A 15052-nucleotide genomic window follows, 5' to 3' on the forward strand; every position below is an offset into this window, starting at 1 on the left:
GAAACTCGGCGCTTTGCCCCAAACTTGCTGGCATGGGCCGGCAGACATACCGGCGGTCGCAAGAACCGCCGTCCACTGCCGATAAACTTCTGCTGCGCCACCCGGTCACAACCTTGAGATCGGTCAACCCGGCACGTGCGAATCGGCGCATGCTGGCATCGGCGCGAAATCGATAACGGATGGTGATTCCTTCGATGGACTTCAAAGACTATTACAAGATACTCGGCGTGGAGCCGACGGCTGACGACAAGGCGATCAAGGCTGCCTATCGCAAGCTGGCGCGCAAATACCACCCCGATGTCAGCAAGGAAAAGGACGCCGAGGCCAAGTTCAAGGACGCCTCGGAAGCCTATGAAGCGCTGAAAAGCGCCGACAAGCGCGCCGAATACGACGAACTGCGTCGTTATGGCCAGCACGGTCAGCCGTTTCAGGGGCCGCCGGGCTGGCAGAGCCGTGGCGGCTTTGGTGGCGGCGGTGGCGACACCGGTGACTTCTCGGACTTCTTCAGTTCGATCTTCGGCAATCGCGGCCCCGGTTTCGGTGGCGGCGCTGGCCGGCAATCCCGCAGCGCCGGACGGCGAGGGCAAGACGTGGAACTGGAACTGCCGATCTTTCTGGAAGAGACGCTTTCGAACGAATCGAAAAAGATCAGCTTCCAGGTCCCGCAATACAACGGTTCGGGCCAGCATGTCAGCAACACCAGCAAGAGCCTGAACGTGAAGATCCCGGCCGGCGTGGCCGACGGCGAGCGCATCCGCCTCAAGGGCCAGGGCGCACCGGGCATCGGTGGCGGCGCCAATGGCGATCTGTACCTGACCATCCGTTTCGCGCCGCACCCGAAATTCGACGTTGAAGGCGAAAACCTGATCATCACCTTGCCGTTGGCACCGTGGGAGCTGGCGCTGGGCGCCGAAGTGGCCGTGCCGACCCTGACCGGCAAGATCAACCTCAAGGTCCCGGCCGGCAGCCAGAACGGCCAGCGCATGCGTGCCAAGGGCCACGGTCTGCAGAACAAGGCGGGCGAGCGCGGTTATCTGTTCGTCCAGCTCAAGGCCGTGATGCCCAAAGCCAACGGCGATGACGTCAAGGCGCTGTGGCAGGAACTGGCGAAGAAGGCCGCCTTCAACCCGCGAGAGAACTTCTGATACTGACGACGGAGTAGCCCATCATGAGCAGCCCCCTGATCGTTCAACTGGACATGGCAGAATTCTGTGAGGCGGCCGACCTGTCGGACGTCTACGTGATCGAAATCGTCGAGCACGGCATCCTCGAACCTCAGGGCGCGCAGCCCAGGGAATGGCGCTTCACCGACTACGAACTGACCCTGGCCAAACGCGCCGCCAAGCTGCGGCGCGACCTGGAGCTGGAATGGGAAGGCGTCGCCCTGGCGCTGGACCTGCTGGAAGAAGTGCAGGAGTTGCGATCCGAGAACCGCATGCTCCGTCAGCGTCTGGCGCGGCTGGTGGTCGAGTAGCGTTTCAAATCTGTCTGGGCAGCGTCACGCTGAACAGTGTTCCGTCGGCTTCGCTTGAACTGACTTCGATCGCCCCGCCGTGGGCGGTCACCACTTCCTTGATGATGAACAGGCCCAGACCGAGGCTGGTCGACGGCTGGCCGAGTTCTTCGTCGGCACTGCGCACCAATGGATCGAAAATCGTGCCGATGGCTTCTGCGGGAATGGGGTTGCCGCAGTTGTGCACGGTCAGCAGCACGTGCCTGGCTTCTCCCTTCAACGTCACGATCACTTCGCGCGGATCAGACCCATGCTGCAAGGCATTGCCGATCAGATTCTGCAGCAGTTGATCGATCCGTCCGGCGTCCCAGTTGCCACGGGTGTCACCCTCGGTTTTCAGTGTCGGATCACTTTCCGGATTACCGGCGCAGGCTTCGGCGATGGCCGCGCGCGCCGCGTCAGCCAGGTCCATCGGCGCCGGTTCGATCGGCAGGCTCTTGCCCAGGCGGCTGCGCACCAGTTCCAGCAGGTCGCTGACCATCGCCGCCATGTGCCGCGAACCCTGCTTGATGTTGAGGGCGCACTGAAGGGCATCGTCCTGTAACGCGGTCTTGCGCATCAGCAGTTCGATCGACATGGTCACCGCTTGCAAAGGCGCGCGCAGGTCATGGCCGAGGATCGCGAGAAAGATATCCCGTGAATGAGCAACCTGCTCGGCGTAGGCAGCCGTCGATTCGGCCAGGGCTTCATCGATGGCTTCGTTGAAACGGATCATGTCCTGAAAATACGCCATGTCGGGCGATTCCAGGCTGTCGACCCAGAGGCGGATCACACAGGCGCGCAAATGGCGGAACTCGGACGTCATCTGCACCAGGTCGAAGCCCACTGTATGCCGCAACTCACCGTGGCTGGCGCCGGCCTCGTCCAGGCTCGGGGTTTTTTCCGGGCCTTCGCCTTTGGCTTTGGCAATCTGCTCGCTGGCGGTCTGCGCGGTGTCCATATCGCGTGCGGCGGCCAACAGAATCTCTCTGGCATGATCGCGCAGCGCTGCCCTGTCCATGGTCTCGGCCGCCGGGGTGATGGTCCTGGCGAACTGTTCCCACTCCTCGACGATGCGATCTGCATGTTGCCGGATAAATTCGGATAAACGCATGTCCGGGTTCCTGGAAATTCAAGGCGGGGCGTTCGAATATTAGTCTCTTTGCGCGGGAATGAAAGCGCCGCTCGGGCTTGAAATTTCTGCTGACAGGATGTCGTGTTGCGAGACCTATGTACCACACTCGCAGAGCGTCGCCGTGGTCTGCTTTTGCTCCATTTCAAGGAGCGAAACCATGTTTGAATTGCCTGTCGCCCCACCTTCGCCGGACACCGCAGCAGCGCCGCGGGTGACGGTCGTGACGCAAAGTCTGCACGCTGATTTTCTTCAGCAGTCCAGCCCGCAGTGGTTGATCAATGCATCGCCAAACCAGCGCCAGGCCCTGAAAAATGCCGATTCCGCTACGCCGGACTGGTACCGGCGCGCATCACGCGATCAACGCAAGGCTGTAGGGGATGCCGTAACCGCCAGGCTCGCCGCCCAGGCATCTCTGGATAAGGCCATGTCGACCCTCCAGGACATCGACAGTTTCGCCGCGCCGTTGCTCATCAAGGCCCTCAAGGACCGGTTCAACGTGACGCTGGACGTCAACAAGACCTGGCTGGTACTGAACAAACCGGTGGAGGTGGGGATTTTTGCCATCGACATCGGCTTCTTCGAAGTCTTGAAACAGCCTTTGCTGCAAGCGGCGCTGCACAACTTCGAAAACCGTGAATGTAAAAGTGGCGCCTTCCATGAAACGTCGGGATTTCGCCGTGAAACCTCGACATCCGGCACGCTTGCGCCATTGAACACACCGCTGACGGTCGAGCAGTTCACTAGTCTGTGCCGTTCGCTGGACATCGGTGCGAAATATCAGGCTTACCTCAAGGATTTCCTGCACCACCGGGACGCGGTCGCCGAACAGGAACTGCGCGACAAATTCATCGACGCGCATAAAAGCGCTATGCATGCGGCGGCAGAACTGGCGTTGGTCAAAGGTGACATCGGACACGAGGACTACGCCTCGATTCGTTCGATCCTCAACGGCGAACTGGCACCGCGTCAGGGCCAGCGGCAGATCTGGTTCCGTGATCTGGGCCTGATGGGCCGGCGCATGACCGGCTGCGTGATGTTCACGATCTGCGAGAAATATCGTTCCAGTGACGACTCGATCCTGTACATCCCGGGGGATCCCTACCATCCGCTCAAACGCTACAAGGGGCGGGAAATCGCAGCGATGTTCAAGCAGCGGTTCACCGCGTCCGATGCGACTCAGGCTCATCCTGCAGAACCCAATAGCTACCAGCGGTTTTTCAGCCAGTTCGTCGCGTATGCCGACCGACCGCACTACTTCGGCCAGTTCACCGACGACACGCCGAACCGCACGTTTTCGCAAAGACTCGCTCCTTACGAGCCGCTGCTCAATGAGTTTTTCAAGGCACTCAATCCCATCAACGCGGCACTGACCGGCATTCACGAGTTGCCGCCTGCGCCGCCGGTCGAGCAGGTGCCGAACGCAGATCCGTATTTGAACCCGGTTGACCTGTCGCGCAAGGGCGGCGGGATCTGGTCGGAAAACATCGATCTGTGGGGTTACCAGTTCGAGCAGCATCGCGACCGTTTGATCGCCGATGCCCGCAGCCATGCCGTGTCCACAGCGGATGTCGACGCCAAAGTGCGCTCGGAGAAGCTCGCCACATTGTTGAACATCGGCAAGCTGGTGCTGATGGGCGTCTCGATGTTCGTGCCGGTATTGGGTGAAGTGATGATGGCGGTGATGGCCGCGCAACTGTTCGAAGAAACCCTTGAAGGCGCCATCGAGTGGAGTGAGGGTGATCGCAAGGCCGCCAAGGCGCATCTGATCGATGTCGCGCAGAATCTGGCGTTGATTGCCTTGATGGCGGGCGCCGGCAAAGGGCTCGCCCGGCTGACCGCCGCCCGATCGACACCGGTCATCGAGGACCTGCACCAGGTGGAAATGCCGGACGGCACGACTCGCTTGTGGAGGCCTGATCTGAGTGGCTACGAGAGTCCGGTCACACTGGACGAGAATGCTGTACCGAATGCGCTGGGGCAGTACGAGTCGGGAGAAAAAACCTGCATACGCCTCGATGGCAAGACTTATCAGCAGATCTACGACGAGTCGCTCAAAGCCTGGCGCATCCAGCATCCGAGCGATCCGCAGGCCTATCAGCCGCCCTTGACGCACAACGGCGCCGGCGCATGGCGGCATACTCTGGAGCGCCCGCAGGACTGGAACCGGTTGACGCTGTTGCGGCGTATCGGCCACAGCACTGACGCGTTTGCTGACGAGCAATTATTGACGATGGCCGATATCGCCGGTGTCAGTGACAACGCGTTGCGCAAGATGCACCTGGACCACGCCTTGCCGCCACCTGAACTGACGGATGCCATGCAACTGTTCAACGCCGAGCGCGATGCCGGATCGATCGTCGAGCAGGCAGCCGGTACTCAGGCAGTCGACAGTCGATTCATGCATCTGTTGCCGCTGCTTCCCGACATGCCACGCTGGCCGTTCGGGCGCCAGCTACAGATCTACGACAGTTCTGATTTCTCGGGGCGTACCATCCGTTACGGGACTCAGCGCGGCGGCAAGGCGCCGATCCGGGTCAGCCGGGCCGAAGTGCTGAGCGGTGCGTTGCCGACCCGAATACTCGCGACGCTGGATGAGGCGGAGACGGTTCACCTGCTGGGCGGCGAGCCTGCTCGTGTTCGGCAGACCCGGGCCCGAGAGTTCTCAAGACAGATTGCCGACTTCGCCAGCGCGCAACAGCCCGCGCTCTTCAACAGCCTTCTCAAGGAGGGCGGACCTGTGGAGCCCAGGACTGCAAGGCTGCAACGCGCCGTACCCGGCCTGACCGAGCGTGCGGCCGTCGCCGCTCTGGAGCAGGCCGACGCCGCGGAGCTGGCGCGCCTGGAAAGCGCGGCAACGGTCCCGCTGCATTTGCAGGAGCTCGCCCGCTGGTATGGCGGGGAGGGGCGCCTGACCCGTGCTCTGGCCGGGTTGCGCAGTGAAACCATGGCTTCGCCCGACAGCCGCCATCTGGCCTTGCAGACGTTGCGCCGCTTGCCAGGCTGGTCCGATGACGTGCGTCTGGAAATACGTGAAGGCAGTATCGGCGGCCCGATGCTGGATGCCATCGGCAGCGAAACGGCCAGCACACGCAAGTATCTGGTCAAGTACGCAGATGCCTGGCAGGCCGCCAATGAGCGTGGCGAACCGCTCAACAGTATTCCCCATCGGGGCGACAACTTTTACGCCTCGCTGATGCATGCCTTGCCCGATCAGGCGCGTCATGCATTGGGGCTGCCGAATGTTGGGCAGAGCGTCGATCTGCAAGCTGCGATCATCGAACGGGCTTTCACCGAGCGCAGTGAATCGGCCCGGATTCTGCGTGCACGCAGCGCCGAACAACCATGGTTCAAACCCCCGCAACGCATTGCTCCCAGACTGCTTGGCTATCCCGCCAATGGTGATGGGCCAGGACCCAGTCCGGCGTTGACGGCTCATGTCCAGAGCGTCTACCCGCAGTTGACCGACGTGCAGGCTCGCGGCTTCATTCTTGAACAGTGGCGTCTGGGCAAGAGCGATCAGCAGATCTTTCATTTGCTCAACAACCGGTTGGGCGAGTGGCGAGAACTGGAAACAACCCTCGAGCAATGGCTGACGTCGCAAAACCTGCGCCTGCGCACGACCCCTGACGAGTTCGTCAGCGTGGTGCAGAACATCAAGGAGTGCTGGCGAAATGCGCCGTTGGCCGAACATGATCCGCTGGCGGCTCGCCTGACGCTGATCAGTGAAGTGCCGCTGCCGTCATTGACCGCAGACTTTACGCATGTCAGAGAGCTGACGCTGCAGGCGCCGGTGGTCAGCGATACGCTTTCGGCGTTTCCCAATGTCGAGAAACTGTCCCTGACCTCTAGCATTGCGGAGTTCGACAAAGTGCTCGCGACGTTGAAGACGCTGCGCCAGATGACACGCCTGAGACTCTCCACACCGATTACCGGACAGGTGGCGTCGCGACTTCGGGAGCTGACCCGGCTTGAAGAGCTGGAGCTGCGCTGTTCCTCCGGGGGCATGAGCCCGGTGGTGCCCATGACCCTCGACGTCGGCGGCATGCGCCAACTGCGCAGGCTGGAAATCGGCAGTCCGCAGATGCACCAATGGCCACACGGTGTTCTGGATTTGCCACGGCTGGAGCGCCTGAACCTGCGATCAACGGCAATCAACACCCTGCCGATGGAAATCTATGAGGGCCATCAGCGGCTGTTGTCCGGCCTGTCACTGGACTGGTCGAAGTTCCCGCGCCGGGTGTTCAAGCCGATCTACGAATTCGTTCGGAGTCAGCCTCGGCACCTCATCGATCTGGACGAAATGGTCGCAGACTATTGTCGCGGTGAGCTCAAGCGTTTTGTCGGCATGGAAAGGAGTCTTCCGGATGTCTTGAATACGGGGTTCAAGGCGCAATGGACGGATGTCGGCAGCCGGTTTGCCGCGATCAAAACCTTGAGCGAGCAGTTCAGTAAACTTGACCGGCTTGAGGAGTGGATCGGTTCCGATCCAACGGCCTCCAACGGTGGTGCTGCACGCGCGGCGGTGGCCGAGGCGCTGAAAGCCAGTTGGCGCAGCGGGTTGTTCCAGCGCTACGGCGCGCGTACCGAAAGCGTGTTCTACAACTTGTATGTCAGCCTGCCCAATGATGCCACGGTGCTGGATATTCCAGGCTCACCGCTGGACAGCCTGCCGACGCTCTCGGCTGACGGGTTCAACCATGTCAGAAGTCTGCAACTGCCCGGATTGCAGGCCCCGGTCGAGCAGTTGCGCCGTTTCATCTGTACCTTCCGCGGGGTCGATACCCTCGATCTGAGCGATTGTGGCCTGGCAGAACTGCCGCTCGATTCAAGCGACCTGCCGGCACTCGAAACCCTGAACCTGCATGGCAACCCGCTGAGCAGTATCGACGTGCGCGGCATGAATCGCCTGAAGGCCCTGGACCTGAGTGCAACGGCCCTGCGCGAATGGCCAGTGGGGGCGGAGTTGCTGCCGGAACTGACCTGGCTGGATCTCAGCGACAGCCGGTTGACCTCGCTGCCGCAGGTGTTGCTGGGGCGTGATGACTTGTTGCTCGATACCAGCCTCGCCGGGACCCCGCTGAATGCGCAGGCCAAAGTGGCACTGGCTACCGCGCGCCAGCGCATCGAAGACGCCAGAGGCCTGTTGCCGGGGTCGTTGCAACGCTTTGCACTGGAAGAGCCGCGCCATCGTACGCCGCCCGCCGAAAGCGGTTCGGTGATCGCCCGGCGGTTACTGCCGCTTGCGCCGCGTCCGGCAGGCGTGGGGCCTGGCGGGTGGGGCTCGCGCATCCAGCGCCTGTGCCCCTCGTTCGAAGAGGCGCAGGCGCAGCAGACGATTGAGCGGATGCGGGGCGAAGGGCTGACCGAGGTGCAGATCGGTGCACGGATCAATGCATGGGAGCAGGCATTCGAGGTGCTGACACGGCGGCTGAACGATTGGCTGTTCACCCATGAAACCCGAGGCATGGATTGGGTCGTGTCATCGCGCACCCGCCAGCTTGCCGCCCGGCGCATCATGGAATGCTGGCGTGAAAGTACCGTCGACTGGAATGGCGTGTCTGACCGAGAACTCAACCTTGACGGTCTGCAGGTGGGCGACCTGCCCGCACTGGACCAAACATTCGCGGCGGTGCGCACCCTGAACCTCTCGGGAGTCAAGCTCACCACCAATGGCTCCAATGCTTTCCTTCGGGCCTTCACGCAATTGCGCCGACTCAATCTGAGCGGCAATCACTTGCTGGCTATCCCTGAGCCTGTCGGGCACATGCTGCAACTGGAACGACTGGAACTGTCGCTCACCGGTCTTGTGGATTCCGAAGCGCTTGATCAAACGCTCGAGAGCCTGCCGCAACTGCGGTGGCTGGATCTCAGCCATAACGGCCTGCGAACCTTGCGCATCGACCGTCTGCAGCGACTGGAACGGCTGGACCTGCGTGACAACCTGCTGACTGTGTGGCCGGAGGGGCTGCTGCGAGCCCCGCGTCTGCAGGCGGTCGACTTGAGCAGCAATGAAATAACCTCGATTCCGTCCGAGTTGTATGACGGCACCCATGCTGCACTGATTGCCGGCAGCAATCTGTCGGATAACTTCGAAATCTCGCAGCAAAGCCTGATCCGTCTGCGTGAATACGCCGATGCCCATGGACGTGACGATGTGCTGGGGCTGACGTATGCCGAGATCGACCGGATGATCGATGACATGGACAGCACCACTGAGAGCGGGGGTGAAGACACGGGGAGCGAAAGTGATGTGGAACCGGATGAAGTGGTGCCGACACTCGCCGAAAGTGTCCTCGAACTGCAAGCGACACCGTGGATTGAAAACCTTCCGCAAGAGGATGCCGTACGCTGTCGGGCCATGTGGCAGCGGCTGGCAGCGGAGCCTGATAACGGAGCGTTCTTCCATCTGCTTTCGCGGATGCCGGACACCGAGGAGTTCCGGGTGTTTCGCGCTGATCTGACACGCCGGGTGTGGGAGGTTGTCGAGGCGGCCAATAACAGTCAGGAACTGCGCGATACGCTGTTTTCCATGGCCACCACGCACACGACCTGCGTCGATGGACGCACCCTGGCGTTCAGTGAAATCGAGGTCAAGGTGTTCGAGTACAACGCCTTGCGCTACCTGCCTCCGGGCCTGGCGGTCAAGGGGCGTGCCTTGCTCGACCTGTCGCGTCAGCTGTTCCGCCTGGGCGAGGTGGAAAAACTGGCCGCGCGCAGCATGGGCCGTGATGCGGATCCTGCGGAAGTGCGCCTGCAGTATCGGATCGGCCTGACCTCCGGCTGGGAGGATGGCCTGCAATTGCCGGGGCAACCCGGCCATATGCGCTTCGCCCGACCGCTCAGAGGGGAGGCGCTGGCGACCGCGCGTGATGCGGTCGTGAAGGCGGAAAAAGGCGAGCGCTTCTATGAAGAACTGATCAGCCGCGATTACTGGGTGCAGTACTTGAACGAGAAGTATCCGGACGAACTCGGCGCGCTCAAGCGCAGCGCAGATGAAAAGCTGCAACGCCTTGAGGATCAATATGACGACGTGACCAGCACGGCTTACCAGGAGGCGGTACAGATGCTTGAAGTTGAACGCAGCATTGAGCGCAATCAGCAACTGATTGCCCTGTCGCGCCTGGAAACCGGTGAGCCGGTGGTGGTCGCGCTCGACGACGAGCAGCTCGGCCCTTCGCGCTATTTGATGGACACCTCAACCCGCTGAGGCGCCGCCAGCCCCGGTCGTCGAACACTTCGACGACCGAGGCTTTGTCTCAGAACAGAAAGTAACGCTGCGCCATCGGCAGGGTTTCGGCCGGTTCACACCAGAGCAGCACGCCGTCGGCCTTGACCTGATAGGTCTGCGGGTCGACGTCGATGTTCGGCAGGTAATCGTTGTGGATCAGGTCGGTTTTCTGCACGTCGCGGCAGCCTTTGACCACGGCGATTTTCTTCTTCAGGCCCAACGCTTCGGGCAGTCCCGACGCCTGCGCCGCCTGGCTGATGAAGGTCAGGCTGGTGGCGTGCAGCGAGCCACCGTAGCTGGCGAACATCGGGCGGTAGTGCACCGGTTGCGGGGTCGGGATCGAGGCGTTGGCGTCGCCCATCAGGCTGGCGGCGATGGCGCCGCCCTTGAGGATCAGCGTCGGTTTCACGCCGAAGAACGCCGGGCGCCAGAGCACCAGGTCGGCCCACTTGCCGACTTCCACCGAACCCACTTCATGGCTGATGCCATGGGTAATCGCCGGGTTGATCGTGTACTTGGCGATGTAGCGTTTGGCGCGGAAGTTGTCGTTGCCTTCGCCGTCCTGCGCGAGCGGGCCGCGCTGCTTTTTCATCTTGTCGGCGGTCTGCCAGGTGCGCGTGATGACTTCGCCGACGCGGCCCATGGCCTGGCTGTCGGAGCTGATCATCGAGAACGCGCCGAGGTCATGCAGGATGTCTTCGGCGGCAATGGTTTCGCGGCGGATGCGACTCTCGGCGAACGCCACGTCTTCGGCAATGCTCGGGTCGAGGTGGTGGCAGACCATCAGCATGTCGAGGTGTTCGTCGATGGTGTTGCGGGTGAACGGCCGGGTCGGGTTGGTCGAGCTCGGCAGCACGTTGGCGAATCCGCAGGCCTTGATGATGTCCGGTGCGTGGCCGCCACCGGCCCCTTCGGTGTGGTAAGTGTGAATGGTGCGACCCTTGAACGCGCCGAGGGTGGTTTCGACGAAACCGGACTCGTTGAGGGTGTCGGTGTGGATCGCCACCTGCACGTCGTACTGGTCGGCGACGCTCAGGCAGTTGTCGATGCTCGCCGGGGTGGTACCCCAGTCTTCGTGCAGCTTGAGGCCGATGGCGCCGGCCTTGACCTGTTCGATCAGCGGTTCCGGCAGGCTGGCGTTGCCCTTGCCGGTGAGGCCGATGTTCATCGGGAACGCGTCCGCCGCCTGGAGCATCCGCGCCAGGTGCCACGGCCCCGAAGTGCAGGTCGTGGCATTGGTGCCGGTGGCCGGACCGGTGCCGCCGCCGATCATGGTGGTGACGCCGCTCATCAGCGCTTCTTCGATTTGCTGCGGGCAGATGAAGTGGATGTGGGTGTCGATGCCGCCGGCGGTGAGGATCATGCCTTCGCCGGCGATCACTTCGCTGCTGGCGCCGATGGCGATGGTCACGCCGGGCTGCACGTCCGGGTTGCCGGCCTTGCCGATGGCGGCGATGCGCCCGTCCTTGAGGCCGACGTCGGCCTTGACGATGCCCCAGTGGTCGATGATCAGCGCATTGGTGATGACGGTGTCGACCACTTCGGCCGCCAGCAACTGGCTCTGGCCCTGGCCGTCACGGATCACTTTGCCGCCGCCGAATTTCACTTCTTCGCCGTAGGTGGTGAAGTCCTGTTCGACTTCGATCCACAGCTCGGTGTCGGCCAGGCGCACCTTGTCGCCGACGGTGGGGCCGAACATGTCGGCGTAGGCTTGACGCGAGATCTTCATGTGTTCGCCTTGGAATTCAATTGGTTTTGAGATCGTTCGCTGCGCTCACTTTCGCGAGCAGGCTCGCTCCCACAGAGGATCGGATTCCAGCTGGAGGAACTCGNCTGCTCGCGATGGCGGCACCGCAAAATTCAGAGGTCACCCATGACCCGCCCGGCAAACCCGAACACCCGCCGGTGCCCGGCGTAATCCACCAGTTCCACCTCGCGGCTCTGCCCCGGCTCGAAGCGCACGGCGGTGCCCGCCGGAATGTTCAGGCGCATGCCACGGCTGGCGTCGCGGTCGAAGGTCAGGGCGTCGTTGGTCTCGAAAAAATGGTAGTGCGAGCCGACCTGGATCGGCCGGTCGCCGCTGTTCGCCACTTTCAGGCTGACGGTGCGGCGACCGACATTGAGTTCGATATCGCCGGGCTGGATCCGGTATTCGCCGGGAATCATCAGTTCGCTCCTTGCAGGACTTTGTAATAGAGGGCCGTCGGGCGATAGGTGCCGTTCGGGTCGCAGGCGTAGTCGGGGATTTCCCCGGCGCGGGTGTAACCCAGGGCCTTGTAGAAATCTTCGGCGGGGGAGCCGGCCTCGGTGTCGAGGTAAAGCATGCCGCGCTTGTACTGACGCGCGGTCTGTTCCAGCGCTTGCATCAACTGCTGGCCGAGGCCGCGCCGCCGGGCGTGTTCACGCACCAGCAATTTCTGCACCTCGGCGCGGTTCAGGCCGTTGGCCTTCTGGCACAGGCTCAACTGGACGCTGGCCTGCACCTGTTCGTCCTTGACCACCACCCACAGCAACACGTTGCCCTTGTTCAGGTTGTCCTGCACGTCGTCGAAATAGGCGCGTGCCTGAGTGGCATCGAGGTCGGCCATGAAACCGACGCTGGCGCCATACCCCACGGCGTCGAGCAGCAGGTCGATCAGGCCCTGACGATAGTGCGCAAAACTTTCAGCATTGACGCGTCGCAGTTGGGCGGGGTTCATCGGTGTCACTCCTTGTGGGCGGGCGGCGGCTCCGCGCCAGGATTGAGGGTCAGTTGCATGAAAGTCAGGTCGAGCCAGCGGCCGAACTTGGTGCCGACTTGCGGCATCTGCCCGGTGGTGATGAAACCGGCGCGCTCGTGCAGGCGGATCGATGCGGCGTTGCCGCTCTCGATGGCGGCGACCATGACGTGTTTGTCGCAGGTTTTCGCGCGTTCGATCAGTGCGGTCATCAGTTGCGGGCCGAGACCGTTGCCGCGCTGGTCGCTGCGCACGTAGACCGAGTGCTCGACGGTGTGGCGGAAACCGTCGAACGGCCGCCAGTCACCGAACGAAGCGTAGCCGAGGGTGGTGTTGTCGGCGTCGACGATCACCAGGATCGGATAGCCTTGGGCCTGACGTGCGCTGAACCACGCCTGACGGTTGCCGAGGTCGACGGCGGATTCATTCCAGATCGCCGTAGTGTTGAGCACGGCGTCGTTGTAGATGTCGCGGATCGCCGGCAGGTCGGCGTGCAGGGCATCGCGGATGGTGTAAGTCATGGCGCGGCCTCAGACGATCGGTTGATGGACGGTGACCAGTTTGGTGCCGTCGGGAAACGTCGCTTCGACCTGGATCTCCGGGATCATTTCCGGGATGCCTTCCATCACCTGATCGCGGGTCAGCAGGGTGGTGCCGTAGTGCATCAGTTCGGCCACGGTCTGGCCGTCACGGGCGCCTTCGAGCAGCGCCGCCGAGATGTAGGCCATGGCTTCCGGGTAGTTGAGCTTCACGCCACGGGCCAGTCGCCGCTCGGCCACGAGGCCGGCGGTGAAGATCAGCAGCTTGTCTTTTTCGCGTGGGGTCAGGTCCATCGTTTGAAATCCATTGTCGGCAGTTGAAGAAAATCAGGTGTTCCAGATTCGGGGGGGCAGGGCTTCGCGGCCGAGCAGCGCAGGTCTGAGCAAACGCCACAGATCGATCAGCCAGGCTCGCGCCAGCAACGCTTCACTGGCCAGGCAACGGGCGACCAACAGACCGGGCAACTGCGTCAGATCCCCTCGCACTTCATGCCCCAGCGAGCGGCAGCGCTCCAGCAGTTCGGCATCGATTTCGCCGGTCACCAGCAACGTCGCAAACACCGGACTGCCATCGAGACCAATCGGCGAATCGAGCAAGCCGTCATCGCCAACGATGCGCTGGCGCTCATGCCACAACAACCGCCCATCACGGCGAATATCCAGATGCGCCTGGAAATGCCCGAGGTCAAAGCGCTCGCCACTGGCCGGACGACCCAGCGCCACCACGTCCCAGTAAAACAGTCGCGCATCGCCTTCAAGGTCGATCGAGGTCGTGAGTTCCGCCTGGGCGGCGCTGTAGACGATGGTTTCCTGGGGCAGCCATTCCAGTGTCGCGCCATCAGCGACAAGCAGGTTCAGCGACTGATAGGCGGGGCCGGCCGCGCGATACCACTTGGCCGCGCCGGGACTGGTGATTTGCGCCCAGGCGTCTTGTTCGACGCGGGCGCTGATGTCGAGCCGGTCGCCGCCGGCAATCCCGCCCGGCGGGTGGACGATGATGTGCTGACAGACCTCTGGGCCTTCGGCGTACAGATGCTTTTGCACCCGCAACGGGCCGAGGTGCCGGCGTCGGGTCGGCCGCGTGCAATCGCCGAAGCGGGCGTACGCCAGCTCCAGCTCGGCGTGCCAGCTCGGGGTAAACAGGGCAGTCGCAACAGGTAAGTTCATGTTTTCTGATTATCGTTAGGACGCTACAGATTAGACCGTAACCTCAAATAGTCACCAGCCCGCGTACGCCTTCGGCTTCCATATTTTCGCCACGGCCCTGCTGCACGATCTCGCCCCGGGACATCACCAGGTACTGATCGGCCAGTTCGGCGGCGAAATCGTAGAACTGCTCCACCAGCAGAATCGCCATGTCGCCACGGGCGGCGAGTTTTTTGATCACCGCGCCGATTTCCTTGATTACCGACGGCTGGATGCCTTCGGTGGGCTCGTCGAGGATCAGCAGACGCGGACGGCTGGCCAGTGCGCGGCCAATCGCAAGCTGCTGTTGCTGACCGCCGGACAGATCGCCGCCGCGCCGCTGTTTCATTTGCAGCAGCACCGGGAACAGCTCGTAGATGAACGCCGGAACCTCTTTGGCTTCGCTGCCGGGAAAGCGCGACAGGCCCATCAGCAGGTTCTCTTCCACGGTCAGCCGGCCGAAAATCTCCCGGCCCTGCGGCACGTAGGCGATCCCCGCATGCACCCGTTGATGCGGCTTGAACGTGGTGATCGGTTGGCCTTCCCAGTTCACCGCGCCTTCCTTGGCCGGCAACAGGCCCATCAGGCATTTGAGCAACGTGGTCTTGCCCACACCGTTACGCCCGAGCAGGCAGGTCACTTCGCCGACCTTCACGTCGAAGCTCAGGCCGCGCAGGATGTGGCTACCGCCGTAGTACTGGTGCAGCTTGTCGACTTGCAGCATGTTCAAGTTCTCCTCAAATCCCCCTGTGGGAG

Annotated in this window: 11 protein-coding genes; 3 read left to right on the forward strand and 8 right to left on the reverse strand. The window is 62.4% G+C overall.

The annotated features are described in order from the left end of the window. Window positions 1-194 precede the first annotated feature (194 nt). The gene (locus ACTJK9_RS15705) at window positions 195-1145 is read left to right on the forward strand and encodes a DnaJ C-terminal domain-containing protein (RefSeq protein WP_064600657.1); all 951 of its coding nucleotides are present in this window, start codon (window positions 195-197) and stop codon (window positions 1143-1145) included. Between the two features lie 23 nt (window positions 1146-1168). Next, entirely contained in the window at window positions 1169-1474 is a 306-nt protein-coding gene (locus ACTJK9_RS15710; RefSeq protein ID WP_074689662.1) for a chaperone modulator CbpM, read from the forward strand. 4 nt (window positions 1475-1478) lie between these two features. Here the strand turns inward: ACTJK9_RS15710 and ACTJK9_RS15715 are convergent, their stop codons facing one another. After that, on the reverse strand, window positions 1479-2606 hold the full coding sequence (locus ACTJK9_RS15715; protein ID WP_221398592.1) for a sensor histidine kinase: 1128 nt from the start codon (window positions 2604-2606) through the stop codon (window positions 1479-1481). 178 nt (window positions 2607-2784) lie between these two features. On the opposite strand from ACTJK9_RS15715, the gene ACTJK9_RS15720 reads away from it, so the two are divergent. Further along, the gene (locus tag ACTJK9_RS15720) at window positions 2785-9834 is read left to right on the forward strand and encodes an NEL-type E3 ubiquitin ligase domain-containing protein (RefSeq protein ID WP_440814749.1); all 7050 of its coding nucleotides are present in this window, start codon (window positions 2785-2787) and stop codon (window positions 9832-9834) included. A 49-nt stretch (window positions 9835-9883) separates the two neighbouring features. Here the strand turns inward: ACTJK9_RS15720 and ureC are convergent, their stop codons facing one another. From ureC to urtE, 7 genes are all read right to left on the reverse strand, one after another. Then, window positions 9884-11584 carry an urease subunit alpha gene (ureC, locus tag ACTJK9_RS15725; protein WP_085685440.1) on the reverse strand — a complete coding sequence of 567 codons (1701 nt, stop codon included), beginning with the start codon at window positions 11582-11584 and terminating at the stop codon, window positions 9884-9886. A gap of 131 nt (window positions 11585-11715) precedes the next feature. Continuing rightward, the gene (locus ACTJK9_RS15730) at window positions 11716-12021 is read right to left on the reverse strand and encodes an urease subunit beta (RefSeq protein ID WP_085611034.1); all 306 of its coding nucleotides are present in this window, start codon (window positions 12019-12021) and stop codon (window positions 11716-11718) included. Next, window positions 12021-12554: a GNAT family N-acetyltransferase gene (locus ACTJK9_RS15735; RefSeq protein ID WP_039766745.1), complete on the reverse strand. Its 534-nt coding sequence runs from the start codon at window positions 12552-12554 to the stop codon at window positions 12021-12023. The genes ACTJK9_RS15730 and ACTJK9_RS15735 overlap by 1 nt, the downstream gene beginning before the upstream one ends. Before the next feature lie 5 nt (window positions 12555-12559). Further along, window positions 12560-13093, reverse strand: a complete 534-nt coding sequence (locus ACTJK9_RS15740; RefSeq protein ID WP_007950603.1) for a GNAT family N-acetyltransferase — start codon at window positions 13091-13093, stop codon at window positions 12560-12562. Window positions 13094-13102: 9 nt separating this feature from the next. Beyond that, on the reverse strand, window positions 13103-13405 hold the full coding sequence (gene ureA / locus ACTJK9_RS15745; protein ID WP_039766748.1) for an urease subunit gamma: 303 nt from the start codon (window positions 13403-13405) through the stop codon (window positions 13103-13105). Between the two features lie 33 nt (window positions 13406-13438). Next, on the reverse strand, window positions 13439-14278 hold the full coding sequence (locus tag ACTJK9_RS15750) for an urease accessory protein UreD (RefSeq protein ID WP_440814752.1): 840 nt from the start codon (window positions 14276-14278) through the stop codon (window positions 13439-13441). 43 nt (window positions 14279-14321) lie between these two features. After that, the gene (urtE, locus tag ACTJK9_RS15755; RefSeq protein ID WP_039766753.1) at window positions 14322-15020 is read right to left on the reverse strand and encodes an urea ABC transporter ATP-binding subunit UrtE; all 699 of its coding nucleotides are present in this window, start codon (window positions 15018-15020) and stop codon (window positions 14322-14324) included. Window positions 15021-15052: the final 32 nt, after the last annotated feature.

The sequence above is a fragment of the Pseudomonas sp. 22082 genome, from assembly GCF_052046055.1.
Lineage (GTDB): Bacteria > Pseudomonadota > Gammaproteobacteria > Pseudomonadales > Pseudomonadaceae > Aquipseudomonas > Aquipseudomonas pharyngis.